This is a genomic window from Mucilaginibacter sp. CSA2-8R (assembly GCF_038806765.1).
Lineage (GTDB): Bacteria > Bacteroidota > Bacteroidia > Sphingobacteriales > Sphingobacteriaceae > Mucilaginibacter.
On record NZ_CP152389.1, the window covers coordinates 2,235,972 to 2,261,797 of the forward strand.

Here is a 25,826-nt window from a genome sequence, read left to right on the forward strand (position 1 = left end):
GATGTTCAACCCAAACCAAAACCTATGAACGCTTACCGCCTCGTCACCTTTTTATTGGGTTTTATTTATTACGGTTTGTTGATTAATTTAACAACGCCTGCTTTTGCACAAACTGCTAACGATAGCGTTGATATCAAAATGCGTCAATATCAGCAAGCGCACCCCGCATCATTACTTTTTGCACATTTTGATAAAACGGTCTATACCAACAACGATAATGTATGGTTGACGGCCTATCTTTTAAATTGTGCTAAGCCGGAGCTGCACAATACGCTAACCGTAGCGCTGGTGAACGATTTGGATAAAGTGGTTGTGCTTCAAAAAAAGTTTGTAATGGAATCGGGTATCGCATTTGGAAACATGCTTTTGCCCGACACAATAGCCCCGGGTAACTACAGCTTGTTAGTTTACACCAATCGTTTAGTCAACAATAAACCCGAAGCAGTATTCCAGCAGCCTGTTACCATTAAAACCACTGCGGTCCCCGATTTTAAGGCCGTGCTCTACCTGCCCGACACCAACGTGCTTAAATCGGGCTCGAAGTCGGTTAATGTGACGCTGAGCGTCACCGGAAATGATTATATGCCTGTACCTTCGGCAACGGTAAAATATAAGTTTGCCGGTAATGATACGAGCATCATTACCGGGCTAACCAAAACAGATAAAGCCGGGCAGTTAACCATCGCTGTTCCCCGCGGTAAAAATGTAATCAGCGCGCAGATAAAGAAGGAAAAGAATACACAATTTCTTTACTTAGCCTTACCGCGCGTTAATCAAACCGCGCGTGTAAAATTTTATCCAGAAGGAGGGAGCCTTGTTGCCAATTTGCCAACCAGAGTAGGTTGGGAGGTTACCACACCGGATAATGAACCGTTGAAAGTAATCGGCTTTCTATATGAAAACAACAAAGTAATTGATACCCTGCAAACCAGTTTTTACGGAATGGGCTCGTTTTCCATCATTCCTAAACCCAACCAAACTTACACGGTAAAGCTGAAGAATATTACTCAGAAAGATACTGTTTACCAGTTACCCAGGGTTGAATCATCTGGAGTGAATGTGGTTTTGTATAAAGCATTGGCTAATGATACGCTAAATTTTCAAATAAGAGCAACCGTGGCCACGCCGGTTTATTTACATATTCACAATTACCGGCAAGAGTTTGTGAACATGGCAGTCGACGTTGAAGCGTATATGCCACGCAGAATAAAGGTTGCATTAGATAGTTTGCCAAAGGGAGTAACGTGTATAACACTAACGGATGCCGCAGGCCATCCAATGGCAGAGCGTTTGTTTTTTGCTCATTTTGAAAGTAAAGAAAAATTGATTTTACAGACCGATAAAAGTGCTTACAACACTCGCGAAAAAGTACAATTATCTTTGAAGTTGGCCACCCCCAATCCAAACGGAATGGTTGGACTGGTTTCCATAGCTTGCGTGCAGGCTAACCGGATTGAAGCTAAAAAGGTGAACGATATTACAAGCTACACTTATCTGAAACGTAATCTGCAAACTTTACCCGTCAAGGAAAATTACATGGGTGTTGCAGCGGAAGATAAAAGCTTTTTAGAACAGGTTCTATTAGTTAAGGGCTGGCGCGATTATAAATGGACAGACATTGTCGGCAGTAAGCAAAAGCAAGATGTCACTGACGAGAAGTCGGTAATATGCTCTGGAACAATAACTGCATCTAACAAGCCCGTTAAAAAGCCCGTTAACTTTATTTTGAAGCGCGATTCAAGCATGATGCTCATTACAACCGATGCAGGCGGAAATTTTATACTCACTCCCGAGCAGTTAATTACCGAACAGGATGCTAAAATTCGTTTGATACTGGCTACAAATAATGACTACACTGCGCGTTTTGTAGACCCGTACAAGGCTTTGAGCGACCAACTCGCCAAGTCGTATTTGCCTATTATTTACGAAAAAGGTATTTCCACCTTAAATACAAGCTCATTTACTTTGTCGGGTTTTCAAAAGGCAATACAATTAAAAGAGGTGAAAGTTACGGCGGGTAGAGGTGCTGTCTACGCCAAATTCAATTTAGGAGGTACAAATCGTTGTGGAGATTATGTTTGCCAATTTAATATTTTAAATTGTCCCAATCACGTAACGGGTTACCATTCATTGCCTATTGTTGGCCGGCAATATATGTTTAATGGTCATTTAACAATTTATCAGGGTTGTGTTGAAGAAAGTCAGAGTAGTATGAAATTAATCGATGGTATTTTTATAGCCAAGCAATTTTCGGGTTCTGATTATGCCATTTCTAATCCGACAGAACCAGAATATGTGTCTACCATCTTCTGGAAACATCTTGCTCAGGTAAATGCTGAAAAACCAACCCAACTGTCATTTTACACCAGCGATATCACCGGTAGGTATAAAATTGTTGTGCAGGGAATTACTGATAGCGGAGTTATTTATAGCCAAAGTTACATTACTGTCAACAAAAAATAAGTTGACTTACTTATTTGTTACTTTAAACTCCGTCCGCCGGTTTAGAGCACGGTTATCTTCGGTGGTATTGGGTGCTACCGTCTTAAGTTTGCCGTAACCCTTGTACTGTAATTTAGTGGCGTTGACACCATGGCTAACCAGGTACTGGTATACTGTCTTCGCCCGATTTTCTGAAAGTGTTTGGTTTAATTTATCGTTGCCGGCATTGTCTGTATGACCGGAAATTTCTATACTCACTGTGGGGTTTTGCGCCATGAAATTAATGAGATATTGCAGCGCCGATCGCGACTCTGGCTTAAGGTTATAACTATTGGTATCAAAAAAGATGTTTTTAAGTATAGCCGTTTTGCCTACCTCTATAGCACTCAGCGGAATTTCGATCTGGAAAAGCCGGGTAGCATTTTTACCGGTGAGCGAAAAATTTTCCGACGAAAACAGATAGCCGTTTTTGGTAACCGTTAAACCATAGTTTTTGCCGGTCACTAATGTTGCCAAAAAATCGCCTTGTGTAGCCGAACTGTAGTTTTGGTAAATCGGCGTATTAGTAACTAAGTCTACAATTTCTACAGCGGCTTCAATGGGTTGTTTGGTGGTGGCATCTGTTACCGTTCCTTTAACATAAGTAACCAAATGCGGTCTTGCTTTTTCGGGTAGTTCAAAACTGTAAATGTCAAAGCCTCCAAAACCACTAAGCGTGTTTGATGCAAAAAAGGCATACTTGCCGCTGGCGCTGATGCTTAAGCCGTTTTCGTCACCGTTTGAGTTGATAGGGTAGCCCATGTTATCCGGTTTTTGCCATTTACCGCTTTTATCCAACCGGCTTACAAATAAATCTTTGTTACCCAGTCCGGGCCATCCGTTTGAGCAAAAATACAGTGTACTATCATCCGGGTGAATATAAGGCGACTGTTCGTCGTATGGTGTGTTAACATTAGGGCCAAGGTTTTCTGGTTGCGACCAGCCCTTATCGGTCACCTTGCATTTCCAAATGTCATAGCCTCCATAACCGCCCTTGCGGTTGCTTACAAAATAAAGTGTACGGCCATCGGCGCTAATAGAGGGCTGCGATTCCCAGCCCGGGCTGTTAACCGGGGTATTTAAGTTATAAGGCTTACTCCAGTCAGCGCCTTTTCTTTGAGTAACGTAAATGTCGCATCTGCCTAATCCGTCAGGCCGGTTACAACCCGTAAAAAAAAGATATTTGCCATCCTGCGAGATCGATTGTGCCCCTTCGTTATACTCTGCCGTGTTTATCAGTTTGCTGAGGTAAATAGCGTTGAGCCACTTTCCGTCCTGCTTGGTGCTGCGGTAAAAGTCTTCATTGTTACCAATTTTTCGGGTAAAAATCAGCGTGCTTTCGTCGGCGGTCGATACAGGCAGATACTCATCGTAAGCTGAATTAATCTCAGCACCTAGATTAACGGGTTTAAAAGGAACCGGATGTTCTAAAGCCGCAATGCTAAACGTGCAATCATCTATCAGCTTACGGGCATAAAACCGGCTTTCGGGACTAATGGTAGGGTAGGTTATATATTTCTCGAGGTGCAGCTGCGCTTGCTGATACTGGCTTAAGTTAATTTCAGACTCGGCCAACTTGAGGTAAACAGCACGGTTAAATTCCGGGTTAATATTTAGCACGCGCTGATAATGTTCGGCAGCAGCTTTGTATTGTAATTGTTGCTTTAACAAGTCGCCCAGTTGCAGGTGTGCTTCAAGAAACTGGCCATCGGTAGTGAGGGCGCTTTCCAGGTTTTGTATTGCTCCGGCATAATCTTGCTGATCTAAACGGCCGCCGGCTTTTTGATAATAAGTAATGGCGGTTTCGTTGGTAGTAGTGTACCGTTTTGGCTGCGCTGCAGCCTGTATGGCAAACAACAACAAAATGATGATGAGGCGTAGATGCATGCTTAACTTCCCGTTAAACTAAAATACGGTTTTTAAGGGATATTCATGTATTTATGTGTTTGCAGCGAAACTTCCCACTGCGGGTTATTCATCACATAATCTACAATAAGCGGCAGCATTTCTTTGTGTTTAGACCATTCGGGTTGTAAAAAAAGTTTGCAATCCGGTGATACCCGTTTGGCATGTTCTTCGGCCCAGGCAAAGTCTGATTTATTAAACACAATTACCTTCAATTCGTGGGCAAATGCAGCTACGTCAGGCATAGGGGCTTTAAACTTTTTAGGCGATAAGCATATCCAGTCCCAATCGCCCGATAGCGGGTACGCGCCCGAGGTTTCGATAAAAGTGTTTATTTGATGCTGATGCAGTTGTTGAGTCAGGTAATCCAAATTGTAAATTAAAGGTTCGCCGCCCGTAACTACAACGTTTTTAGACGGAAAGCGCAGCGCGTTATTTACAATAGTGTCGGCAGCGGTAAGCGGGTGTAGTTCAGCGTTCCAGCTCTCTTTAACATCGCACCAATGGCAACCAACATCACAACCGCCAAGCCTGATAAAATAAGCAGCTTTGCCCGAGTTATAACCCTCTCCCTGTATTGTATAAAAATCTTCCATCAGCGGAAGCAGTGTGCCATCTTCTGGTATAAGGTGTGCCATAATTAATCTGCAAATATACACAAACCCAGGTAGCGCAAACATTTTTAAAACTTCTTGCAGTCAAAAAATATTTGTATAATTACTTAAATATCAGGCGCATGAAAAAACTTTACTTTTTAATTATAATTCTCATTAGCAGTGTGTGCACATCATGTGTAGACATCGTGGAGCGCTATAACTTCAAAGCCAGTGGTGCTTGCGATGTTATTTATGATTTTGACATGAGCCGGGCCGTAGCCGTATTGCATAATTTATTATCTGACTCGGTAGCGGCAACCCCGCAGTTTGCTATGGTAAAAGACACAGTAATGAATTTGTACAGTGCCCTGCCCGACAGCACCCAGGGTAAGTTAAACATTGAACAAACTAAACTGGCTAAAAGCAGTAACCTGGCTATTGATATGAATCTTAAAAAGGATATCATGAAGGTGAGTATCAGGCATCAGGCTGATAGCCCGGCCGGATTAGAATATTATTTGCAGCAACTTTCTAAATTGGCTAATTATAATCAGCTTTCTAAAAAAGGCAGTGCCGTGAACATATTTAACGCGCAGCAACTTATTGCAGGGCAAGATTGTTATTCTTACCAGGTTACGTCACATAAATTTTGCCGCATTATAGATAAAACCAAGTTTAATAACTTTCTTAAAAAAACGCAGTCTACTTTTGCTATGGCTAAGGCTATGCTTATAGATATGCCCTATAAAGTAGTGCTCAACTTTGCCAAGCCGGTTAAAAAAATTGATAATAAGAAAGCCATAATATCGGCCGACAGGAAGCAGGTAATTTTACAAACCAATATGGATGAATTGATTAAAAATCCGACGGTGATGAACCTGCAGATAGATTTTTAAAAGTGGCCTGGTACAAAGTTTTAGAGCGGGTAGAGTTGAGCCAGCCATTTATTAAAAAAGTTAATGCGGGCGGAAAAAACGTCTGCTTGATTAACTATAACAAGCAAGTGTTCGCACTATCAGCTTCATGCCCGCATGCTGGTGCCGATTTAAGCCAAGGTTGGTGTAGCGAAGAACGTTTGGTATGTCCGCGCCATCGGTATGAGTACGATTTGCAAACCGGTAAAGGCGCACCTGGCCAAAACGACTATGTAAAAACTTATAACGTAAAAGTAGAAGGAACCGACGTTTACGTTGAAATAACAAGATGGACTGACCGTTTGAAAAACTGGATCACATAGAAGCAAAAAGGGCTGCACATTGCTGAACAGCCCTCTTTAACATCACTTATTTAGAACTTACTTAAATTTGGATAGACCTCGCGATTGGCTGAGGCTAGCGTGTTTTTGAGTAAGCCGATAATCGTCATCAAGCCAACGCCGCCCGGAACCGGTGTAATCCACGAAGTTTTAGGGGCAACATTTTCAAAATCAACATCACCGTATAATTTGTAGCCCGATTTGGTAGTGGTGGAAGTTTCGCGGTTCATACCTACGTCAATCACCACGGCACCTTCTTTTACCATATCAGCCGTAATAAAATTCTTTTTACCTATGGCCACAATCAGGATGTCTGCATCCAGCGTAAACTTTTTAATGTCTGGCGTGCGGCTATGGCAAATAGTAACAGTGCAGTTGCCTGGCTGAGTATTGCGAGCCATCAATATACTCATGGGCGAACCTACAATGTTACTCCGGCCTACTACCACGCAGTGTTTACCTGCGGTTTCAACGCCATATTCTTTTAACATTAACGTAATGCCGTAAGGCGTTGCCGGGATAAATGAGGGTAAGTTGCGCTGCATGCGGCCCAGGTTGATAGGATGGAAGCCGTCTACATCTTTACGATGATCTATCTGTTCGGTTACTTTTTCAGGATCAATGTGCTTAGGCAAAGGCAGTTGCACAATGATGCCGTCAATGTCCGGGTTGTGGTTAAGTTCCGAAACTTTAAGCAGTAATTCATCTTCAGTTACATCATCTTCGTAACGTACCAACGTTGATTTAAAACCTACCTTTTCGCAGTTGCGCATTTTGCTGGCTACGTAAGTTTCGCTACCGCCATCGTGGCCTACCAGTACGGCTACCAAATGCGGCTTACGACCCGATTGCTTTAAATATTCGGCTGCCTGTTCGGCAATTTCAACTTTCAGTTTCTCCGAAACGTATTTTCCGTCAAGTATCTCCATGCCCCTAACCCCTAAAGAGGAAATTTTTTAATATTTTATTCTATAAAATCTGCCCCAAAATAAAACGCCCCAAGTCTTTTACTCCCCCTTCAGGGGGCCGGGGACTTCTAATCCAATTTCAACACCGCCATAAACGCCGATTGCGGTATTTCGACGTTGCCTACCTGGCGCATCCGTTTTTTACCTTTTTTCTGTTTCTCTAACAGTTTACGCTTCCGCGAAATATCACCACCATAACACTTGGCGGTTACGTCTTTACGTAATGCTTTAACCGTTTCGCGTGCTATAATTTTTGCACCGATAGAGGCCTGTACAATGATTTCGAATTGCTGGCGCGGAATTAATTCTTTCAGCTTTTCACAAATCTTTTTACCAAAATCGTATGAGTTGCTACGGTGAATTAACGAGGACAATGCATCAACAGGTTCGCCGTTTAAGCGGATGTCAAGCCTTACCAAATCCGACTGGCGATAGCCAATCTGGTTGTAGTCAAACGAGGCATATCCTTTAGATATCGTTTTTAGTTTGTCGTAAAAGTCAAATACAATCTCACCCATCGGCATCTCAAAAATCAGTTCCACCCGGTCAGACGTTAAGTAAGACTGGTTTACAATGGCTCCGCGTTTCTGGATACATAACGACATTACCGGACCAACAAATTCGGCCTTAGTGATAATGTTAGCTTTGATGTAGGGCTCCTCAACAAAGTCGAGTTTGCTTGGGTCGGGTAAGTCCGACGGGTTGTTTACCGTTAACGGGTCGCCTTTGGTGGTATAGGCAATGTACGACACGTTGGGCACGGTGGTAATTACCGTCATGTCGAACTCGCGCTCCAAACGTTCCTGAATAATCTCCATGTGGAGCATACCCAAAAATCCGCATCGGAAACCAAAGCCTAACGCAGCCGACGACTCTGGCTCAAACACCAGTGAAGCGTCGTTTAACTGCAGCTTACCCATCGAGTCGCGCAGCTCTTCGTAATCTTCGGTATCAACCGGGTAAATGCCGGCAAATACCATAGGTTTTACCTCTTCAAATCCTTGTATACCGCTTGCTGCAGGGCGTTCAATCAGCGTAATGGTATCGCCAACTTTAACCTCCTTAGCTTCCTTAATGCCGGAAATGATGTAACCTACATCGCCGGTTTTAATGACGTCTTTAGGTAGTTGTGTTAATTTAAGGGTACCCACTTCGTCGGCAATGTATTCTTTGCCAGTGGCCATAAATTTAACCTTGGTATTTTTCCTGATCTCACCGTTCACTACTTTATAGTAAGCAATAATACCGCGGAAAGAGTTGAATACCGAGTCGAAAATCAACGCTTGCAACGGCGCATCCGGGTCGCCAACAGGGGCTGGCACACGCTCGATTATTGCACGCAACACTTCCTCAATACCCATACCGGTTTTGCCCGATGCCGCTAAAATTTCTTCGCGTTTGCAGCCAATCAGGTCAACAATCTGGTCTTTCACCTCCTCGGGCATAGCGCCCGGCAGGTCCATTTTGTTAAGTACCGGGATAATTTCCAGATCGTTCTCTAAAGCCAAATAAAGGTTAGAGATGGTTTGTGCCTGGATACCTTGTGAGGCATCCACAATTAGCAACGCACCTTCGCATGCTGCGATAGAACGCGATACCTCATAAGAGAAATCGACGTGACCAGGGGTATCAATCAGGTTTAAAACATAGGGCTGGCCGTCCAGGGTGTAATCCATCTGGATGGCGTGGCTTTTTATGGTAATACCGCGCTCGCGCTCTAAGTCCATGTCATCAAGTAATTGGGCTTGTGCTTCGCGCTGGGTAATAGTCTTGGTATATTCGAGCAAACGATCGGCCAGGGTGCTTTTACCGTGGTCGATGTGAGCGATGATACAAAAGTTACGGATGTGCTTCATTTGAAAACGCAAAAGTAGCTTTTTAAGCCGATAAATTTGCTATCATTATCAATTCAAGTAACTTGAGAATTTCTTACCGTTTTTGTGAATTTATGAAAAACCTACTCACAATTGTACTTACACTCATCAACCTTAGTGCTATAGCCTGCCATTGTTCTGTAATACCCGAATTTAAAGACAAGAATGATTTGAAGCCTTATGAGTTTATAGCGCTTGCCAAGGTGGCAGCTTTAAGTCCTACCGATACTGCAAAACCGTGGTTTAGGCGACGGGATGGCGACATAAAAATCGAAATTATCGAGTTGTTCAAAGGCGCGAAAGAAACGGTGATTAACGAACCTAACGTAAATAGCAGTTGCGACCTGGGGATTAATATGGGAGAACAGTGGTTGTTCTTCGGCTCGAAAGGCAAAGACAAAATAGAGATCCAACCTTGTAACTATAATATTAAATATCGGGATGTGAGCGGACTCAGAGATTGGCAGTATTTTCGGGGAATTGATAGGTTGAACGTTTTAATTAGGCTTTTTTATCCAGATAAATTTAACCCGCTGACAGATACCATAAAGTATGATAATGATCTACCCGAAATTGTTCAGCACTTTAAAAACGGAAAGTTGCAGGGCGAACGACAAATATTTTATCCTTCGGGGAAGCTTTACATCAGCGAAAAATTTAACAAAGGCGAACGCGTCAAGTATCGGAAAGTATACAGTGCCATAGGTCAGCTAATTTATAATGTCAGATATGGCGGTGGCGGACTTGTCAAAGTAAGAACGTCATATTACGACATACTCGAGTTAAAGCGGTGGATTCCAATTGAAGCACGCATCAATAAGGCCACCGGAGAGATTTACAATGTCGATGACCCGCAGGTTAAACGAGCGCTTGACTCAATAGGCTATACTTTGGCAGTAACAAAACCAAGTTTGCGGTATAAAACGACGTTTAGCCATCATGGGCGTAATTATATATCTTATGGCTATAATCAGCAAGGGAAAGTCACAAATTACAGAAATGTTAACAGCAGAAAAAAAGTAGCAGAGCTTTACCGCTATCACGACGACGGCAGCATTGAAACCTACCGAAAACTTGATGCTGTTAACAACCAAGAGATTGAACATGACTATCACCTCAATGAAGCCCGGCGCGATTTTTTATTACCTTGCGAGTCGTGTAAGTATTATTTTAATCCCGAATACGACAACGGCTCTAAACCCGAAGCTGTTTATTTATGGTGAGCACACAATTAAGTCCGTCTTTTTTGGGCTATCTGTCTGCAGAATTGTCTGAGAAGACTAAATTAGCAGTAGAAATTAAAGATGCCAAACCTGTATCCGGCGGTGATATCAGCGCAGCGTTTATGCTAACAACCAACGGCAGGCGGTATTTTATGAAACTGAACAGCCAGAGCGCCTACCCGCTGTTGTTTGAGCGTGAAAGCGAGGGCCTGGATGCCATCAGGCAAACCCGAACCGTAGCGGTACCGCAAGCAGTATTGCACGGAGCGTTTGAGGATAACGCTTTCCTGGTATTGGCTTGGATAGAAACCGGTGCTAAATCGTCGCAGGCCTTAACAGCATTAGGGCAGCAACTGGCAGCCATGCATCGGTGTACCGCATCGCATTACGGGTTTGAGCACGATAATTATATGGGCAGTTTGCCGCAGTCAAACACGAAGCATACCAAGTGGGCAGACTTTTTCATTAACGAGCGGCTACAGCCGATGGTGCAAACTGCCGCTGACCGTAATCTGCTAAGTACACGGCAAGTCGATTTGTTTGAGCAGTTGTACGCCCGGTTACCGGAGCTTTTTGCTGAAGAGCAGCCTGCTTTGATACACGGCGATTTATGGGGAGGAAATTACTTGGTGGACACTGCGGGGAAGCCCTACCTGATTGACCCGGCCGTTAGTTACGGTCATCGCGAGTTTGATTTGGCCATGACCACACTGTTCGGCGGATTTAGCTCAGATTTTTACGCGGCTTACCATGAAGCATATCCGCTGGCACCCGGCTGGCAGCAACGTGCCGCGTTATGGAATTTGTATCCTTTGCTATTGCATCTCAATTTATTTGGCGCCAGCTATTTACCTCAGGTCATTGACTCCGTAAATATGTACTTATAAACGCAAAGCGCCCGGTTTACAGCCGGGCGCTTTATAACATTAAGAATAAAAATTTTTACTTGCCTCTTAACTTTTTTACCTCCGTGGCAGATACCGCACTGGCTTTATTACCAAAATTGCTGCGTACATAAGTCAGCACATCAGCAATCTGCTTGTCGGTTAAATGATTAAGCGAGGGCATAACGTTGTTGTACATCTCACCTTCAATCTCAACGCGGTCGTTAAAGCCGTTTAACACAATTTTAATCAACCTCGTCTTGTCGCCTAAAACATAGTCGGTTTTGATGAGCGGCGGGTTCATGTTGGGCACGCCGCCACCGTCGGCCTGGTGGCAGGTTAGGCAGTTTTGTAAGTACACGGTTTTGCCATCCGTGGCCCCAGTTGTTACCATGGGAGTTTTAGGTTTGGCAACACCTGCTTTTTTTACCGGGCTTTTTTGGGCAAATGCACCGGTTGTTAATATCAGCAAAGCCGTTATTGATAGTGTGAATAGTCTGTTCATTATTTATTATATACAATACGATAGATAGTTCCTTTTACATCGTCGCTTACGTAGAGTGAGCCATCCGGGCCTTGGGCTAAGCCACAAGGTTTGTGGTCGGCGCGGCCGCTCGCTGTTTTTTCTGGCGAGCCCGAAAAGCCGTCGGCAAACACCTCGTACTTACCAAAAGGCTTGCCATCTTTAAACGGTTGAAAAACTACAAAGAAGCCTGCTTGTGGTTCGGGCGCACGGTTCCATGAACCATGAAAGGCAATAAATGCACCATTCTTATATTTCTCTGGAAACATGTTGCCAGTGTAAAACAACAGCCCGTTAGGTGCCATATGGCCCGGGTAAGCTGCAGCCGGCTCAATGTAGTCTTTGCTGCCTTCTTTTTTACTGTCGCCGCCGTATTCTGGAGCTACGATTTTTTTGTGCTCATCTTGATTGTAATATATGTACGGCCAGCCGGCGTTATCTCCTTTTTTTAGAGCGTACATACACTCGGCAGGGTAAATGGCCGATTGCTGTACGGTATACAACGCGGGGAATAAATCATGTAACTGATCGCGGCCGTGTTGCATAACAAAAAGCTGGTTATCTTGCTGGTTCCAGTCCAGCCCTACAACATTACGTAAGCCGGTGGCATAGCGCACACCGTCTTTATAAGTTTGGTTAGCTTTGCTGGCTTTAAACTGCCATATGCCGCCTGCCGAATCTAATATGGGGCAACCTTTGCGTCCCATTGATCCTGGCGTACGATCTTTTTCCTGGCACGAGTTGGAGTAAGCGCCAATGTTCACATAAAGGTTATCGTTATTATCTACAACAATAGATTTTGATTCGTGCTGGCGGCGTTCAATCAGGCCCGTCACAATCTTTTCGGGTGCATCAGGACTGGTTACCTGACCGTTTTCATTTAGTTTATACCTAAAAACTTCGGTATCTGACGAGGCATACAAGTAGCCGTTTTTGATGTACATACCCGTGCCACCGTAGTTACCAAACATTTTGGTGTCATCCATTTTACCGTCATCATTGGCGTCCTGTAAATACACAATGCCTTTTCCGTCCTTAGGTCGGTTAAGTTTAACGTAGATGTCGCCGCCGTTGGTGACTGCTATATGGCGCGCTTTGCCAACGTTTTCGGCAGCACGCAGTGCCCCAAAACCTGCAGGCAGCTTTAGCCCGGCATTGTCAGCATCCGGGTTAACCGTGCTTACAATCATAGGTTTATTAGCATTATACCACAGCAGCCCTGCTGCTGCAAAAAGGGGTATAAAAGAGGAGAAAGCAACTTTTAATTTCATAGGTTTGTTAGTTATGCATCAAAAATAATATAATATAACATACAAATAACAGTGTTGGTATTTAACAATATTGCTACATCATTATAAACCTGCCCGGTGAGGTATTTACAATACTTTTAATTATAAAAACACTTATTATTTAAGACGTTAAACCTTGCTGTTGCATAACCTGTCATACCTGCAAATTTTGCAACGTATGAAAAAGATTTTCTTATCTATATTTTTAGCAGCCGGTGGTTTATTAACTCAAACTGCTAAAGCACAGGTGGGGGTTAGCGTTGGTATGCGAATTGGCCCATTGGTTATTAACGTGCACAAGCCGGTGATGGCGCCCCCCGTTGTTTACGACGATTTTTATTACCTGCCCGACGTAGAGGCGTATTATTCGGTACCCGAACATTGTTACTATTATATGGACGATGACCAGCGTTGGATAAGCGGACAATATTTACCCGGCCGTTACCATGATTACGATTGGCGCAGTGCCCGCCGCTACGAGGTAAGGGCACAGCGCCCTTACGCAAACCACGATTTTTACCGCAATAGATTTGGCGGAAACCGCGGCGGTAACTGGGGCAACGGCGACCAATATGCTAACCGCGGTGGGTATGATCGCAGGGGAGGGAATGAAGTTTACCGTCAGCCTCAGCGCAATGACGACCGGTTTGAAAACCGTGGTAGTTACGAGCGCCGCTTACCAAGCTCACCTTATGACTCTAACAACGCCGGCGGTGGCCGCGGAGGTTATAATGACCGTCAGATGCCGCAGAACCGTAACAATGGTGGCTGGAACAACGACCGCCAGAACGATAACAACGGTTGGAATGGCAATCGCCGCAATGACAACAATAATGGTTGGAACGGTAACCGCCAGAATGAGAACGAAGGCAATGGTGGCCGTAACCGTAACTACGGTCCCGACCGTAACCAAGGTGGCATCATAAATCAAGGCGGCGAAAACCGCGGTAACGATGGTGGTGGCCAATACAACCAGGGCAATCGTCCGCAAGGCGAATACAGCCGTCCGTCTAATAACAACGGACAAGGCCAAAACGGTAACCCGAACGGTGGCGGCGACCGTGGTAACCGGGGCGGTGTTGATGGTCAGCAACGCGGTGGTGGTATGCGTCAGCAAATGGCATCAGTTCCACGTATGGGTTTTTAACAAGAAAATCTCTCCAGTATATATCATCAAAACGGCTGCTGTTTAGCGGCCGTTTTGTATTTAGGCCCGTCAAGGCATGCAATACTCGCACACCGGGCGAGTTGCTTAAGTATCTCGGCTTGTTAATTATACCGATTATACGACTCGCGCCAGTCTTTGCGCATTTCGGTAAAGCGTGTTGCTACGGTTTGATAAAAGGCTTCATCTAACAATTCAAATACGCTGTTTACGCCATCCATCAAATCAGCTTCAGCTACTTTGTAGGTTTGTTCTAATGCACCCTGTTCCATTTTGATAATGAATTTGCGGTTCATGCTAAAAATGGAGACTTTAAAATCAGGATGCGGTAGTTCTGCAATAACTCTCATGCGGTTTTAAAATTTAATTTTGCCCTGTAAAGGGTCAGTGCCATTCAATGTACCCCAGGCGGCGAGGGGTTTAAAGCGGGCAAAAAGCTCTTCGCTGTACCAGTTTTCGCTGCGGGTTTTTTTAATGATGTCGGCATGTTCGCCACCTTTGTAAGCAAACGCCTTTACATTGTCCAAACTTTCCCAAACCGAAAAAGTAGCCTGCCTGAAAACCGGCGCCTCGCCGATACCGACTGAAGTAATATATCCATCGGACGATGCCATTACCCGCGCCGCTGCATCTACATGCGACCAAAAGTTTTTCAGCCGGTTTAGATTTATGGTAGCACGTGTAAGTACGGCTACTGGTCCGGTATAGCTCTTTATTTCCGGTTTGCCAAACGGTGCAGCGCCATCCCAGGCGCCATGGCTTTGCAAGGGTTCAGCCAATAAAGTCCAGCTTTCGGTTGCGAGTTTTTTCCACCAGCCGGCAATAAACGAGCGTTGGTAAAACGTATCAAAATCGGCGCGGCTGTTCCAGCTGGCCAGTAGGCCCCATTGCTGCCAGTCGGGCGTAAGGTCAAAAGAACCGTTGCGGCCGCAACCCATCAGTTTCCAAAAGGTACAACCCTTTTGCAGCATCAGTGGCAGGCGGTGCAAGGCCATAGCCAGCAGGGCCAGCGGGATAAACGCTTTACGGTAACGTACAATGGTGAGGCTAACAATCATAAGGCAGCAACGCGAAATAAATCATTAAATATGATATTTAACTTAAATTGTTTCACAACCCTGGTGCATACCTTTGCAATATGGCCGAAGATTTACAAATACTGCAATCTGCCGACAAGGCAGCACAATATCAATCGCTCTTACCTCAAATTGAGGCTTTGCTGCAAGGCGAAACCGATTTAACGGCTAACCTGGCCAATATGGCTGCGGCGTTAAAAGAGCAGTTTAAATGGTTCTGGGTAGGCTTTTACCTAGTAAAGGATAACGAACTGGTATTAGCTCCGTTTCAGGGGCCGGTGGCTTGTACACGTATTGGCTTGGGTAAAGGCGTATGCGGCGCTGCGTGGCAACAGCAAAAAACGTTAATTGTACCCGACGTCGAGGCTTTTCCAGGTCATATTGCCTGCAGCTCGCTGTCGCAATCTGAAATTGTGGTACCCATCTTTAATAACGGGCAAGTAGCCGGTGTGTTGGATGTTGACAGCGAATTGCTGGATCAGTTTGATGAAACTGACGCTTTGTATTTAGAGGAACTGGTAAAATTGCTGAAATTTTAAATGCAGAAAATTTTCCTGATTTCGGGCTTGGGGGCCGACCGTCGTTTGTTTAACAAATTGGACTTGCCTGGTTACGAGTTGGTTTACATGGACTGGCTTGAACCCGAAGAACACGACACGCTGACTTCCTATGCTCAAAAGCTCATCAACTATTATGGAGTTACGCCCGGCGCAGTGGTAATGGGCGTGTCGATGGGAGGGATGCTTACAGTCGAGATCAGTAGTATGGTAAAACTAAGCAAGGCTGTCATCGTGTCAAGCGTGAAGGAAATCAGTGAGTTTCCTTTCTATTTCAAATGGTTCAGGCGGGTGCCGGTTTACAAAGTTATTCCGCACGGCTTTTACACGTCGATGGGCTTTTTAATTAAACCTTTATTCGGTGAGCTTAAAGGGAAGTCGGGCTTTTTGTTTGTTGATATGATTCGCAAAACATCGCCTAAATTTATGCGCTGGGCAATGCATTCTATTTTACAGTGGCAGCCAACAGCTATTAAAGGCAAGCTCTATCACATCATCGGTAATAAAGATATCATCTTTCCGTACAAAAAAATAACAACGGCTACGCATATTGTAGAGGGCGGCAGCCATGATATGATCTATACCCGCGGCCGCGAAATCAGCAAGTTAATATTAAGTATTTTAAACGATGAAACTGCCTGAAGCATTTTACCTTGGCACAGACGTTAGCCTTATTGCGCAGCAACTATTGGGTAAATACCTGTTTACTTGTATAGATGGCGTAACCACTGGCGGCTACATTGTAGAAACTGAGGCTTACAACGGTGTAATTGATAAGGCATCACATGCTTACGGTAACCGGCTTACGCCGCGCACCCAAACTATGTTTGAGCACGGCGGCATTGCGTATATATATTTATGCTATGGCATCCACGAAATGCTCAACGTGGTTACTTCGGTGGAGGGACAACCCCACGCTGTACTAATCAGAGCGATCAATCCAACTGTGGGCGTAGATGCCATGTTAAGCCGGCGAAATATGGCATTGGTTAAACCGAATATTACAGCCGGGCCGGGCTCAGTAGGTAAAGCTTTGGGTATTAACCGCAAACTTAACGGTGTCAGTTTGCAAAGCGCTCAGTTATGGATTGAAGACCAAGGGTTAAGTTTTGAACCAGAACAAATTGCCGCCGTTCCGCGCATTGGCGTGGCTTACGCTGCCGAAGATGCTTTGCTGCCTTACCGGTATTATATAAAGGGTAATGTTTATGTAAGCAAACCTAATCGGTAAAATTTCCAATCAAAATACCGCTTTAATGGTTTATAGTCTATCTAACTAAAAACATTAGCTATGGACTATCAACGCGATTTAAAAAAACTGGAAGATATCGAGTACTTGCGTGGCTTAATTGATAAATCAAAAACAGCAATGCTCACTACATTTACGGTAGATAAGGGCTTTCATAGCCGGCCGATGGCTACTGCACAACTGGATGTAGAAGGTAGCTTATGGTTTTTTACCAATGAGTTTTCATCAAAAGTAGCCGAAATTTCGCTGGATAACAAAGTAAGTGTTACTTACGCTAACAGCAGTTCAAACACTTACATTAGTCTTAACGGGGTTGCACAAGTGGTTGATAACCGTGCGAAGATGGAAGAATTGTGGGACCCATTTGTAGAGACCTTTTTTAAAGACGGACTGCAGGACCCGAACCTGACTTTGCTGCGCGTAGACCTGAGCGATGCCGAGTATTGGGACAATAGCGCCGGCGCTGTAGGCTTAGCCTTTAAATGGATTAAATCGGTAATTACCGGTGGGAAGTTTGAACCCGGCGAGCACAACAAAGTAGAGTTATAATAAAGTACAATAAGAGAATAGCAAGGCAGCCTTAGCGCTGCCTTTTTTTGTATCATTGACTGATGGAATTTGTAAACAGCGCCGATTTTGCCACTCACTTAGATGAGCAGGATGAACTGAAAGCATTTCGTAATGAATTTTTAATACCTCAGCACCAGGGTAAAGATATGATTTACCTGTGTGGCAACTCCTTAGGCTTGCAACCTAAAGCAGCCCAGTTAGAAATAAGCAGGCAACTGGCTAACTGGCAAAACCTGGCAGTTGAAGGTTGGTTTCAGGGCAGCGAGCCCTGGCTGTCCTACCATCAACAACTTTTACCTACGTTGGCTGGCATTATGGGTGCTCAACCAGCCGAAGTAACGGTGATGAATTCGCTTACCGTAAACCTGCACTTGCTGATGGTAAGCTTTTATAAGCCTGAAGGCAAGCGGTTTAAAATTTTGATGGAAGGCGGGGCTTTCCCGTCCGACCAATACGCCGTAAAAAGCCAGGTAAAATTTCATGGTTACGATCCTAAGGATGCGGTAATTGAAGTGATACCGTGCGAAGGGGAGAATACCCTGCGCACCGAAGACATAGTGGCAAAAATTGCGCAGCATGCCGACGAGTTGGCCCTGGTACTGTTTAGCGGGATCAATTATTATACCGGCCAGTTTTTTGATGTGCAGGCTATTACTGCCGGTGCACATCGGGCGGGCGCCTACGCAGGTTTTGATCTGGCACATGCCGCCGGTAATGTGCCTTTGCAACTTAACAATTGGGGCGCCGACTTTGCTGCCTGGTGTTCGTACAAATACATGAATTCGGGTCCAGGAGGCATTAGCGGTATATTTGTACACCAAAAGCACCATGCTAACAAAACGTTTGACCGGTTTGCTGGCTGGTGGGGCTACCGTAACGATAGCCGCTTTAAAATGGCACCGGGCTTTGAGCCTGAAACCGGGGCCGAAGGCTGGCAGGTGAGTACCAGTCCGATATTGTTGATGGCGACCCACAAAGCCGCGTTGGATATTGTTGAACGGGCCGGTGGTGTTACTGTTCTCCGCGAAAAAGCCATCCGCTTAACTGCTTATCTGGAATTTTTGATTGACGATATTAACCGCGAAGCTGGCGAGGAACTGTTTAAAATCATTACTCCTAGAAATGCCGGTGAGCGTGGCAGTCAGCTTTCTATTATTTGCAAACAAAATGGCAAGCTGTTTTTTGATCAACTGGTTAAAAACGGAGTGTTAGGCGACTGGCGCGAACCTGATGTAATCAGGTTGAGCCCGGTGCCGCTTTACAATACATTTACCGATGTTTACCGTGCTGCGCGTTTTTTGTCTGATGCTGTTCATCACGTCAGCAGTTAATTCAACAGTATAAATTCGCAAAATAATTCCTGGTCGTATCTTATAAAACACGATGGCAAGGTGTGATGTTTGGTTAATGCGCGGCTGTCAAATCTAACGTGGGGATGCCGGTACGTGCTTATTGATGCTATGCTAAAAATTGCTTTTGATCCTATTTATGCTCACCCGCTGCCGGAGGGCCACCGCTTTCCGATGTTGAAGTACGAGCTGATCCCGGAGCAGTTGCTGCATGAGGGTGTAATTACGGCCGATAACCTTTTTTCGCCGCAGCCATTGGACGAGCAAACCATTTTGTGGACGCACGACGAAACCTACTGGCAGCAATTGCACACGCTAACCTTATCGCCTAAAGAGCAGCGCCGCATTGGTTTTCCGCTTAGTGCCCAACTGGTTGAGCGGGAGATTCGTATAGCTAAAGGCACCATTGATGGTTGCCACTATGCGTTTGAAAACGGTGTTGCCTTTAATATAGCCGGTGGTACGCATCATGCCGGCAGCAATTGGGGCGAAGGTTTTTGCATGTTAAACGACCAGGCCATTGCGGCTAATTACTTGTTGCACCACGGCCTTGCCAAGTGTGTACTGATTATTGATTTGGACGTGCACCAAGGTAACGGCACCGCGCAGATTTTTGAGCACGAACCACGGGTTTTTACATTTTCGATGCACGGGGCCAACAATTTTCCATATCGTAAAGAAAAATCGGATTTAGACGTACCACTGCCCGACGGCATGGAAGATGATGCATTTTTAGATTTGGTACGGCAGCACGTGCCGCGTTTAATTCAGCAGCAAAAGCCGGATTTTATCTTCTACCTTTCCGGGGTAGATGTGTTAGCTTCGGATAAATTGGGTAAACTGGCTTTGAGCAAAGCGGGTTGTAAAGAGCGCGACCAGCTGGTATTGCAGCAATGTAAACAAGCCGGTATACCTGTACAGGTAAGTATGGGTGGAGGTTACTCGCCTCAAATTAAAGATATTGTTGAGGCACACTGTAATACTTACAAAGTAGCGGTTGAATTATATTTTTAAGGCGTCGTCGAAAATATAATCTTCGATATGCTTTTTGTTGGTGGCTATAAAGCGCAAATATAATAAGACAGAAGCAACGCCCAAACCTGCCACCAGGCCGTACCAAACGCCGGTTGGGCCAAGTCCGATTTTCAGACCCAACCAATACCCTAAAGGCAAGCCCACAATCCAATAAGCTAAAAAAGTGATAAGCGTTGGCACATTAACATCGCCCATACCCCTTAATATGCCTAACCCGATCACTTGGGCGCCATCAAATACCTGGAAAATTGCTGCCAGTATCAATAGACGTGCAGCTACCTCAACTACGGCCGGATCAGATGTAATAATCCAGGGGAGTGTGCGATTAAATACGACAAAGATAAGCGCAGTAAAAGTCATAAAGAGTAAAACAATATGATAGCTGGCCATAGCCGATGCCCGCAGTTCGCCAAAACTTTTAGCACCAAAATAATTACCTGACTTGATAGCCGCCGCCGCCGATATACCGCTGGCCATCATATAAGTAAGCGAAGCGAGGTTGAGTGCTACTTGGTGGGCGGCTTGTTGCACAGCACCTAGTTGACCCATCAATATAGCCGCTGCACTGAAAGCACTTACCTCAAAAGTATACTGCATAGCTATAGGAGCACCGAGCTTAAAAATCTCTTTACACCTTTGCAATTTGACATATCCCATACTAAAGTCGCGCAGATATGGCTTGAAACGGGCAGATTTGAATACATAAAAGCCCATTACGGTGGCCATTAGCGTACGGTCGATCAGCGTGCTGTAACCTACACCGCTGATGCCCATTGGTTTAATGCCAAATAAGCCTTTCACGAAAATGATGCCCAGGCAAATGTTTAGTGCGTTTCCCCAGATAGTAATATTCATGGCTTGCCTGGTAAATCCGAGCCCTTCAGCAAACTGCTTAAAGGTGCTAAACAGCATCAGTGGCACTATAGAAGCCGAAATGAGTAGCAAAAATGGTTTGGCCTGACTCAATACCGCAGGCGACTGGCCCAGATGATCGAGCAACTTGCCAGCGCCGAAGTAAATGATTGCGAACAGCAACAAGCCCGAAACGGCATTGATGAACAAGCTGTTTGATAATAATTTACCGCACTCGGTAAAGTTTTTTTGCCCGTTGTATTGTGCAATGAGTGGTGTAAGCCCATAAGCCAATCCCAAACCGCTTACCATAGCTACCACAAAAACGCTGTTTACTAATGATACGGCCGCTAATGATACAGTGCCTGCAAAATGCCCCACAATTACACTGTCGGCCAGATGTACCAGCGTGTGCCCCAATTGCGAAATAACTACCGGGATGGCCAGTTTCAAGTTTTCGCGGTAATAAGACTTGTACTTTTTAAAAGTAAACGGCATGGCGTTAAGTGTGCGGAAAACGATTGAGTTTAAATTGAATTTTATACGCTTAGGCAGCAGTATAAAATTCCTCTTTTTCGGTAGTATGTACTCTTATTACTCCCGATAAAACCAGGTTTACCAGGATGCGCTGTGCACGGCGGCGACCCATGTTGAGCAGCTCGCAATACTGTTTAACGGTGATGCGTTCATGCTGGTCGAGGTATTCTAACAATGCTTTTTCTTTAGATGAATATTCAATTAACACGCCTTCATCGTTATTGGCCCGTTTTAATACATCAACTACTATTTTACTGGCCAGCACACTTTTATCCTGTACCCGGATGTACACCCACCATTTGCCATCATCACCCAGGGCGTAATGAGGCTTGGTATCGCTTGAGTCAATTTCTACCACCAACACCAGTTTATCATCTACGTAAATCTCCTCAAAAGCGGGCTCGAGTGCAGGCCGGGCAAAAAAATGTGCTGCTTTGGTAATCATATAGCGCTCTTCATCTTCAGACTTTACGCCTTTAATACTGCCGTCATCGGCCACGCCAATCAGCAGTTTGCCGCCCTTATTGTTGGCAAAAGATACCATAGTTTTAGCTATTTTTTCGCAGCTGGTGATGGTTTTCTTAAAATCGAGCGAAACACCTTCCCCCTCTAAAATCAGCCTCTTAATGTTCATTTTTTATTCTCCTGCTGCGGGTATATATAGTTTAAAAATTACCGTCCATTTGTCGGGTTGCTCAACGGCTCAGTTCCATATTGCTGGCACAAGCCTTATGCATAGGCAGTAGCCAAACACCAACGCTCTAAATTAATCAACTCCGGATGCCGGGTAATGTTTTGGATCAGCCGTTTGAAAGGCCTCGGTTACGAAGTAGCAACAACGCAAACATTTAGCAAATATAAGCGAAGGTAATGACTTGAACAGGTGCCATAAACTGCATTGCGCTATCTGCCGAAACAAATCGAGCTGGTAATAGCTTTTTTCGAAGTATCCAGCGCAATGCCTTATGCCCAGTGCTGCTCGTGCTCCGGAGATTATTTATAACGGTAATAGCTAAGACCTTATTATGGTTTGGTATAGTAAATCCTTAATGCAATAAACTGTTATCGTCAACAGTGGAAGTATTTACAACAGTATTGGTTTGTATTACTAATGTATAGTATTTTGAATGTCCAGGACGGAGGTGTAAAACATTTTACATTGGCAGTATCAAACCGTTACAAGTAAATTTAATTAGATTTTTAGCCTAACTTAAACAATATCAGATAAATGATGTTAAAAGGGAAACAACAAATAACAAGATCCTATGAAAAAGCAACTTTTGAGTTTTGCCTTTATAACGGCAATAGTAGCTTCGGTAGCTGCAGGATGCAGCTCGGAGCGTGCAGCCAGTGGTAGTGGCGACAGCACTAAAATGGACTCGGCCGGTACCATGTCTACACCAATGGCTGACAGTACAGCACGTGACACCTCACGTCGTACAGACACTACTAAAACAAACCCACCGCAATAACGGAAAAAGGCCCTCCAACGTGAGGGCCTTTATATTCTATCAGGCAATAGCCCTTTTACCAGTCACTACTTTTCTAACCTGGTAGGTTTTTTTGTTCTGCGACTCAAAATAAGTGCGCACGTTTACCTCAGCCAGTATGCCCAGTGTAATTAACTGCACACCACCCAGCAAAAATATTAGGCCCAATATTAATAATGGTTTCCCGCCTATATCGTGGCCCAATAATTTATACACAAGCAGGTAGGCGTTAATTAGCACTCCTAAAAAAAATGCAATAAAACCAATGCTGCCAAACAGGTGCATCGGCTTCTGGATATACTTACGGAAAAATACCATAAGTATCAAATCGCTGATTACCTTAAAGGTACGGTTAATGCCATATTTTGATGTGCCATGTATGCGTGCATGATGCTTTACATCAACCTGCGTAATGCGGGCGCCCTGCAGCTTAGCCAGTACCGGTATAAAGCGGTGCAGCTCTCCATATAGTCCTAAGTCTTCCGCAATTTCCCTGCGGAATATTTTAAGCGTACAGCCGTAATCTTTAATGTAAACGCCTGTCATGCGCCTAATAAGGGCATTAGCAATCTTGCTTGGTATTTTGCGTAGTACCACACCATCCTGGCGGTTGGCCCGGTTACCTGCCACTACATCCCAGTCCTCATCTCTCAGCTTTTGCAGCATAAACGGAATGTCGCTGGGGTCGTTTTGTAAATCGCCGTCTAACAGAGCAATATATTCGCCGGTAGTGTGGTCAATGCCAGCGGTCATGGCCGTGCTCTGGCCGTAATTTTTACGCAGTTCAACCAGTTTAATGCGTTCATCAGCGTGGGCAACAATCTCTCGGCGGGTGCCGTCTTCCGATCCGTCGTCAACAAAAATTACCTCGTAGTCAATAGCCGGTAGTGCTTTTCTTATTTCTTCTATCAGAGGTTTGATGTTTTCCTCTTCGTTCATCACAGTTATAACAACTGATAATTCCGGCATGGCTGTGTATTTTATTAAAGCCAACAAAGATAGCTATTTTAAGCATTTACAAAACACTCCTATAGATGCCGTTTCATTTCGCTACGGCGCATAGGCATGGCATCAATTGTACTGTACAGTTTTTGCAGGGTAATTGGCTCGGCCGAGATGAGTTTATCGCCACCGTCTTTGCCAACAAGCACAGTCGTGAAAGATGCTTTGATTTTTCGATTAGCAAACGCCTCCGGATCTTTAGATTTAATATACACCTTTACCTCAACGTCACGCTCCTGCAACCCGTCGGCATCCTGGTGCAGGTATTTTAATTGCTGCTGTAATTGCGCATTATTTTGGGTGTCGGCAAATAACAGGAACTGCCTTTTTTGCTGAAATGGATTCGGCATAGCCATCAGTATACTCATCAATAAAACTATCATACCTATAACAACCGCAGGGTAATCAGATTGTTGCCGGTTTACTTGAGCGCATCAAAGCTATACTTGGCAGTGCTCCAAAAATCATCTAAAGCAATAATACGTGGTTTGAAAAAAGAGATCAGTGCTGGCCAGTCGTTGCGGTTAAATACGCTGGCATTTTCTAACGTTTTATAAATGCGGCTTACAGTTTTGCCATATTCATCGGGCATGTGCAGCTGCCATTCCCATTCTTCGTCAAGTGTGCTGGTCAAAACAATTTTGAGTTCTTTAAATTGTTCAAAAAATAACTCTTGTACGCCCAAGTCAGGATGTGACAGCTCAATAGCAATATAGGCCGACCTGCTATCAGTCTGCATTTTAAAGTGCAGGTGTTTAACTCCGGTTTTGTAATTGATCCAGTTAATTTTTAATCCGTCGGCAGATAGCTGCGGCGATAGGTACTGACCAAACGTTGTCCAGAATGCTTGTCGTAATTGTGATGCCTGATCTTTAGAATACATGTATTTTATAATAACATAACCGCGATGCGTAAAAAAGTTTGATATTGGTCTGCTAAAGCCAATTGTCTAATGAAACTATTTGTCTCCCTTTACCTATTAGGTTGCCTGCCACTAACGGCGTTGGCGGCACCCGACTGTGTTACGCCAAACGCCGTAACTGCAAAAGTAAGTATTAGCCATTATGTTGCCGATAGTACTTACAGTACTACGGGTTTGTTTGCGCCCGGCACACAAGCCAAACTTGTTAGTAAGCAATTTGAGTTTACCGAGGGGCCGGCTGCAGATAACCAGGGCAATATATTTTTTACCGACCAGCCCAATAACACCATTTGGGAGTACGATACGAAAGGTAAGTTAAGCAAGTTTGCTGACAGTGCAGGCCGCTCAAACGGCATGTATTTTGACCGTCGGGGAAACCTGGTGACCTGCGCCGATGCCAACAACGAGCTTTGGCAGTTTAAGCGCAATGGCAAACGTGAGACGGTTTTAATGACCAGTTTTAATGGCAAAAAGTTTAACGGTCCCAACGATTTATGGATAGATGCTAAAGGCGGCATTTACTTTACCGACCCATACTACCAGCGCCCATACTGGACGCGCACCGCTACCGAATTGGACGGTCAAAAAGTATATTACCTGCCTGCCGGGAGCCAGCAAGCCAGGGTAGCCAGTGCCCAACTGCAAAAGCCAAACGGCATTGCCGGCACCCGCGATGGCAAATACCTTTACGTGGCCGACATACAAGGTAATAAGACTTACCGGTTTAGTATCGCAGCTAATGGCGAATTGATAAACCCGCAAATATTTACCGATAAGGGCTCGGACGGCATGACACTGGATGAGCAAGGCAACGTTTACTTAACCGGAAGCAAGGGAGTTTACATCTTTAGTCCGGATGGTAAACAAATAGGACTTATTGCCATTGCCGAACCATGGACAGCCAATGTTTGTTTTGGCGGCCGTAATGGCAATACGCTATTTATCACCGCCTCTAAAGCTATATATACTTTTGAGATGAAGGTAAAAGGCAACAAAAAAAATGCCTCAGGACAGTTGTAGTTGT

27 protein-coding genes are annotated in these 25,826 nt (G+C 44.6%); 14 read left to right on the top strand and 13 right to left on the bottom strand.

The annotated features are described in order from the left end of the window. The first annotated feature begins 24 nt into the window (after positions 1–24). Complete coding sequence (locus AAGR14_RS09405; RefSeq protein ID WP_342648333.1) at positions 25–2,463, top strand: hypothetical protein; 2,439 nt, start codon at positions 25–27, stop codon at positions 2,461–2,463. Positions 2,464–2,469: 6 nt separating this feature from the next. On the opposite strand, the gene AAGR14_RS09410 is transcribed toward AAGR14_RS09405, so the two are convergent. Both AAGR14_RS09410 and AAGR14_RS09415 read right to left on the bottom strand, forming a co-directional pair. After that, the gene (locus AAGR14_RS09410; protein WP_342648334.1) at positions 2,470–4,368 is read right to left on the bottom strand and encodes an OmpA family protein; all 1,899 of its coding nucleotides are present in this window, start codon (positions 4,366–4,368) and stop codon (positions 2,470–2,472) included. 32 nt (positions 4,369–4,400) lie between these two features. Continuing rightward, positions 4,401–5,024, bottom strand: a complete 624-nt coding sequence (locus AAGR14_RS09415) for a 7-carboxy-7-deazaguanine synthase QueE (RefSeq protein ID WP_342648335.1) — start codon at positions 5,022–5,024, stop codon at positions 4,401–4,403. 98 nt (positions 5,025–5,122) lie between these two features. Between AAGR14_RS09415 and AAGR14_RS09420 the strand changes: the two genes are divergently transcribed. Further along, positions 5,123–5,878 carry a hypothetical protein gene (locus tag AAGR14_RS09420; RefSeq protein ID WP_342648336.1) on the top strand — a complete coding sequence of 252 codons (756 nt, stop codon included), beginning with the start codon at positions 5,123–5,125 and terminating at the stop codon, positions 5,876–5,878. Positions 5,879–5,880: 2 nt separating this feature from the next. Next, a complete protein-coding gene (locus AAGR14_RS09425; protein ID WP_342648337.1) occupies positions 5,881–6,219 on the top strand; it encodes a Rieske (2Fe-2S) protein in 339 nt (112 codons plus the stop codon). Between the two features lie 50 nt (positions 6,220–6,269). On the opposite strand, the gene AAGR14_RS09430 is transcribed toward AAGR14_RS09425, so the two are convergent. Both AAGR14_RS09430 and lepA read right to left on the bottom strand, forming a co-directional pair. After that, positions 6,270–7,166, bottom strand: coding sequence for a tetrahydrofolate dehydrogenase/cyclohydrolase catalytic domain-containing protein (locus AAGR14_RS09430; RefSeq protein ID WP_342648338.1), 897 nt, complete (start codon positions 7,164–7,166; stop codon positions 6,270–6,272). A gap of 107 nt (positions 7,167–7,273) precedes the next feature. Continuing rightward, complete coding sequence (gene lepA, locus AAGR14_RS09435; protein ID WP_342648339.1) at positions 7,274–9,061, bottom strand: translation elongation factor 4; 1,788 nt, start codon at positions 9,059–9,061, stop codon at positions 7,274–7,276. A 92-nt stretch (positions 9,062–9,153) separates the two neighbouring features. On the opposite strand from lepA, the gene AAGR14_RS09440 reads away from it, so the two are divergent. Both AAGR14_RS09440 and AAGR14_RS09445 read left to right on the top strand, forming a co-directional pair. Continuing rightward, on the top strand, positions 9,154–10,302 hold the full coding sequence (locus AAGR14_RS09440; RefSeq protein WP_342648340.1) for a hypothetical protein: 1,149 nt from the start codon (positions 9,154–9,156) through the stop codon (positions 10,300–10,302). Continuing rightward, entirely contained in the window at positions 10,296–11,189 is an 894-nt protein-coding gene (locus tag AAGR14_RS09445; protein WP_342648341.1) for a fructosamine kinase family protein, read from the top strand. Before AAGR14_RS09440 ends, AAGR14_RS09445 begins: the two co-directional genes overlap by 7 nt. A 55-nt stretch (positions 11,190–11,244) precedes the next feature. Here AAGR14_RS09445 and AAGR14_RS09450 read toward each other — a convergent pair whose 3' ends face one another. Both AAGR14_RS09450 and AAGR14_RS09455 read right to left on the bottom strand, forming a co-directional pair. Next, positions 11,245–11,691 carry a cytochrome c gene (locus AAGR14_RS09450; RefSeq protein WP_342648342.1) on the bottom strand — a complete coding sequence of 149 codons (447 nt, stop codon included), beginning with the start codon at positions 11,689–11,691 and terminating at the stop codon, positions 11,245–11,247. After that, positions 11,691–12,980 carry a PQQ-dependent sugar dehydrogenase gene (locus AAGR14_RS09455; protein ID WP_342648343.1) on the bottom strand — a complete coding sequence of 430 codons (1,290 nt, stop codon included), beginning with the start codon at positions 12,978–12,980 and terminating at the stop codon, positions 11,691–11,693. The genes AAGR14_RS09450 and AAGR14_RS09455 overlap by 1 nt, the downstream gene beginning before the upstream one ends. A 196-nt stretch (positions 12,981–13,176) precedes the next feature. On the opposite strand from AAGR14_RS09455, the gene AAGR14_RS09460 reads away from it, so the two are divergent. Further along, entirely contained in the window at positions 13,177–14,145 is a 969-nt protein-coding gene (locus AAGR14_RS09460; RefSeq protein WP_342648344.1) for a hypothetical protein, read from the top strand. Positions 14,146–14,267: 122 nt separating this feature from the next. Here the strand turns inward: AAGR14_RS09460 and AAGR14_RS09465 are convergent, their stop codons facing one another. Continuing rightward, entirely contained in the window at positions 14,268–14,513 is a 246-nt protein-coding gene (locus AAGR14_RS09465; protein WP_342648345.1) for a hypothetical protein, read from the bottom strand. Between the two features lie 6 nt (positions 14,514–14,519). Further along, positions 14,520–15,221, bottom strand: a complete 702-nt coding sequence (locus AAGR14_RS09470) for a DUF3291 domain-containing protein (protein ID WP_342648346.1) — start codon at positions 15,219–15,221, stop codon at positions 14,520–14,522. Between the two features lie 80 nt (positions 15,222–15,301). On the opposite strand from AAGR14_RS09470, the gene AAGR14_RS09475 reads away from it, so the two are divergent. The 6 genes from AAGR14_RS09475 (at position 15,302) to AAGR14_RS09500 (ending at position 19,978) form a co-directional block, all read left to right on the top strand. Continuing rightward, the gene (locus AAGR14_RS09475) at positions 15,302–15,778 is read left to right on the top strand and encodes a GAF domain-containing protein (RefSeq protein ID WP_342648347.1); all 477 of its coding nucleotides are present in this window, start codon (positions 15,302–15,304) and stop codon (positions 15,776–15,778) included. Continuing rightward, positions 15,779–16,438 (top strand): alpha/beta hydrolase, encoded by a 660-nt coding sequence (locus AAGR14_RS09480; RefSeq protein ID WP_342648348.1) that lies wholly within the window; start codon positions 15,779–15,781, stop codon positions 16,436–16,438. After that, positions 16,425–17,027 carry a DNA-3-methyladenine glycosylase gene (locus AAGR14_RS09485; protein WP_342648349.1) on the top strand — a complete coding sequence of 201 codons (603 nt, stop codon included), beginning with the start codon at positions 16,425–16,427 and terminating at the stop codon, positions 17,025–17,027. Before AAGR14_RS09480 ends, AAGR14_RS09485 begins: the two co-directional genes overlap by 14 nt. A gap of 60 nt (positions 17,028–17,087) precedes the next feature. Continuing rightward, positions 17,088–17,594 (top strand): pyridoxamine 5'-phosphate oxidase family protein, encoded by a 507-nt coding sequence (locus tag AAGR14_RS09490; RefSeq protein WP_342648350.1) that lies wholly within the window; start codon positions 17,088–17,090, stop codon positions 17,592–17,594. Between the two features lie 62 nt (positions 17,595–17,656). Beyond that, on the top strand, positions 17,657–18,946 hold the full coding sequence (gene kynU, locus AAGR14_RS09495; RefSeq protein ID WP_342648351.1) for a kynureninase: 1,290 nt from the start codon (positions 17,657–17,659) through the stop codon (positions 18,944–18,946). A 129-nt stretch (positions 18,947–19,075) separates the two neighbouring features. Beyond that, on the top strand, positions 19,076–19,978 hold the full coding sequence (locus tag AAGR14_RS09500; protein ID WP_342648352.1) for a histone deacetylase: 903 nt from the start codon (positions 19,076–19,078) through the stop codon (positions 19,976–19,978). Here AAGR14_RS09500 and AAGR14_RS09505 read toward each other — a convergent pair. Both AAGR14_RS09505 and AAGR14_RS09510 read right to left on the bottom strand, forming a co-directional pair. After that, a complete protein-coding gene (locus tag AAGR14_RS09505; protein ID WP_342648353.1) occupies positions 19,967–21,349 on the bottom strand; it encodes an MATE family efflux transporter in 1,383 nt (460 codons plus the stop codon). The genes AAGR14_RS09500 and AAGR14_RS09505 overlap by 12 nt on opposite strands. 49 nt (positions 21,350–21,398) lie before the next feature. Then, a complete protein-coding gene (locus tag AAGR14_RS09510) occupies positions 21,399–22,022 on the bottom strand; it encodes an ATP-binding protein (RefSeq protein ID WP_342648354.1) in 624 nt (207 codons plus the stop codon). 631 nt (positions 22,023–22,653) lie between these two features. Between AAGR14_RS09510 and AAGR14_RS09515 the strand changes: the two genes are divergently transcribed. After that, positions 22,654–22,860, top strand: coding sequence for a hypothetical protein (locus tag AAGR14_RS09515; RefSeq protein ID WP_342648355.1), 207 nt, complete (start codon positions 22,654–22,656; stop codon positions 22,858–22,860). Positions 22,861–22,899: 39 nt separating this feature from the next. On the opposite strand, the gene AAGR14_RS09520 is transcribed toward AAGR14_RS09515, so the two are convergent. Genes AAGR14_RS09520 through AAGR14_RS09530 form a run of 3 tightly spaced genes read right to left on the bottom strand, consistent with a single transcriptional unit; the run spans position 22,900 to position 24,763 of the window. Beyond that, complete coding sequence (locus AAGR14_RS09520; protein WP_342648356.1) at positions 22,900–23,847, bottom strand: glycosyltransferase family 2 protein; 948 nt, start codon at positions 23,845–23,847, stop codon at positions 22,900–22,902. Between the two features lie 59 nt (positions 23,848–23,906). Continuing rightward, the gene (locus AAGR14_RS09525) at positions 23,907–24,263 is read right to left on the bottom strand and encodes a DUF4174 domain-containing protein (protein ID WP_342648357.1); all 357 of its coding nucleotides are present in this window, start codon (positions 24,261–24,263) and stop codon (positions 23,907–23,909) included. A gap of 38 nt (positions 24,264–24,301) precedes the next feature. Further along, positions 24,302–24,763 (bottom strand): DUF4268 domain-containing protein, encoded by a 462-nt coding sequence (locus AAGR14_RS09530; RefSeq protein WP_342648358.1) that lies wholly within the window; start codon positions 24,761–24,763, stop codon positions 24,302–24,304. A gap of 69 nt (positions 24,764–24,832) precedes the next feature. Here AAGR14_RS09530 and AAGR14_RS09535 point away from each other — a divergent pair, with 69 nt between their 5' ends. Further along, complete coding sequence (locus AAGR14_RS09535; protein ID WP_342648359.1) at positions 24,833–25,822, top strand: SMP-30/gluconolactonase/LRE family protein; 990 nt, start codon at positions 24,833–24,835, stop codon at positions 25,820–25,822. Positions 25,823–25,826 lie beyond the last annotated feature (4 nt).

What these genes read in the sequence shown, in the direction of transcription:
- AAGR14_RS09405 (WP_342648333.1), top strand. Translation starts at nt 25, where the DNA reads ATGAACGCTTACCGCCTCGTCACCTTTTTATTGGGTTTTATTTATTAC.
- AAGR14_RS09410 (WP_342648334.1), bottom strand. Translation starts at nt 4,368, where the DNA reads ATGCATCTACGCCTCATCATCATTTTGTTGTTGTTTGCCATACAGGCT.
- AAGR14_RS09415 (WP_342648335.1), bottom strand. Translation starts at nt 5,024, where the DNA reads ATGGCACACCTTATACCAGAAGATGGCACACTGCTTCCGCTGATGGAA.
- AAGR14_RS09420 (WP_342648336.1), top strand. Translation starts at nt 5,123, where the DNA reads ATGAAAAAACTTTACTTTTTAATTATAATTCTCATTAGCAGTGTGTGC.
- AAGR14_RS09430 (WP_342648338.1), bottom strand. Translation starts at nt 7,166, where the DNA reads ATGGAGATACTTGACGGAAAATACGTTTCGGAGAAACTGAAAGTTGAA.
- lepA (WP_342648339.1), bottom strand. Translation starts at nt 9,061, where the DNA reads ATGAAGCACATCCGTAACTTTTGTATCATCGCTCACATCGACCACGGT.
- AAGR14_RS09440 (WP_342648340.1), top strand. Translation starts at nt 9,154, where the DNA reads ATGAAAAACCTACTCACAATTGTACTTACACTCATCAACCTTAGTGCT.
- AAGR14_RS09445 (WP_342648341.1), top strand. Translation starts at nt 10,296, where the DNA reads ATGGTGAGCACACAATTAAGTCCGTCTTTTTTGGGCTATCTGTCTGCA.
- AAGR14_RS09450 (WP_342648342.1), bottom strand. Translation starts at nt 11,691, where the DNA reads ATGAACAGACTATTCACACTATCAATAACGGCTTTGCTGATATTAACA.
- AAGR14_RS09455 (WP_342648343.1), bottom strand. Translation starts at nt 12,980, where the DNA reads ATGAAATTAAAAGTTGCTTTCTCCTCTTTTATACCCCTTTTTGCAGCA.
- AAGR14_RS09460 (WP_342648344.1), top strand. Translation starts at nt 13,177, where the DNA reads ATGAAAAAGATTTTCTTATCTATATTTTTAGCAGCCGGTGGTTTATTA.
- AAGR14_RS09465 (WP_342648345.1), bottom strand. Translation starts at nt 14,513, where the DNA reads ATGAGAGTTATTGCAGAACTACCGCATCCTGATTTTAAAGTCTCCATT.
- AAGR14_RS09470 (WP_342648346.1), bottom strand. Translation starts at nt 15,221, where the DNA reads ATGATTGTTAGCCTCACCATTGTACGTTACCGTAAAGCGTTTATCCCG.
- AAGR14_RS09475 (WP_342648347.1), top strand. Translation starts at nt 15,302, where the DNA reads ATGGCCGAAGATTTACAAATACTGCAATCTGCCGACAAGGCAGCACAA.
- AAGR14_RS09480 (WP_342648348.1), top strand. Translation starts at nt 15,779, where the DNA reads ATGCAGAAAATTTTCCTGATTTCGGGCTTGGGGGCCGACCGTCGTTTG.
- AAGR14_RS09485 (WP_342648349.1), top strand. Translation starts at nt 16,425, where the DNA reads ATGAAACTGCCTGAAGCATTTTACCTTGGCACAGACGTTAGCCTTATT.
- AAGR14_RS09490 (WP_342648350.1), top strand. Translation starts at nt 17,088, where the DNA reads ATGGACTATCAACGCGATTTAAAAAAACTGGAAGATATCGAGTACTTG.
- kynU (WP_342648351.1), top strand. Translation starts at nt 17,657, where the DNA reads ATGGAATTTGTAAACAGCGCCGATTTTGCCACTCACTTAGATGAGCAG.
- AAGR14_RS09500 (WP_342648352.1), top strand. Translation starts at nt 19,076, where the DNA reads ATGCTAAAAATTGCTTTTGATCCTATTTATGCTCACCCGCTGCCGGAG.
- AAGR14_RS09505 (WP_342648353.1), bottom strand. Translation starts at nt 21,349, where the DNA reads ATGCCGTTTACTTTTAAAAAGTACAAGTCTTATTACCGCGAAAACTTG.
- AAGR14_RS09510 (WP_342648354.1), bottom strand. Translation starts at nt 22,022, where the DNA reads ATGAACATTAAGAGGCTGATTTTAGAGGGGGAAGGTGTTTCGCTCGAT.
- AAGR14_RS09515 (WP_342648355.1), top strand. Translation starts at nt 22,654, where the DNA reads ATGAAAAAGCAACTTTTGAGTTTTGCCTTTATAACGGCAATAGTAGCT.
- AAGR14_RS09520 (WP_342648356.1), bottom strand. Translation starts at nt 23,847, where the DNA reads ATGCCGGAATTATCAGTTGTTATAACTGTGATGAACGAAGAGGAAAAC.
- AAGR14_RS09525 (WP_342648357.1), bottom strand. Translation starts at nt 24,263, where the DNA reads ATGATAGTTTTATTGATGAGTATACTGATGGCTATGCCGAATCCATTT.
- AAGR14_RS09530 (WP_342648358.1), bottom strand. Translation starts at nt 24,763, where the DNA reads ATGTATTCTAAAGATCAGGCATCACAATTACGACAAGCATTCTGGACA.
- AAGR14_RS09535 (WP_342648359.1), top strand. Translation starts at nt 24,833, where the DNA reads ATGAAACTATTTGTCTCCCTTTACCTATTAGGTTGCCTGCCACTAACG.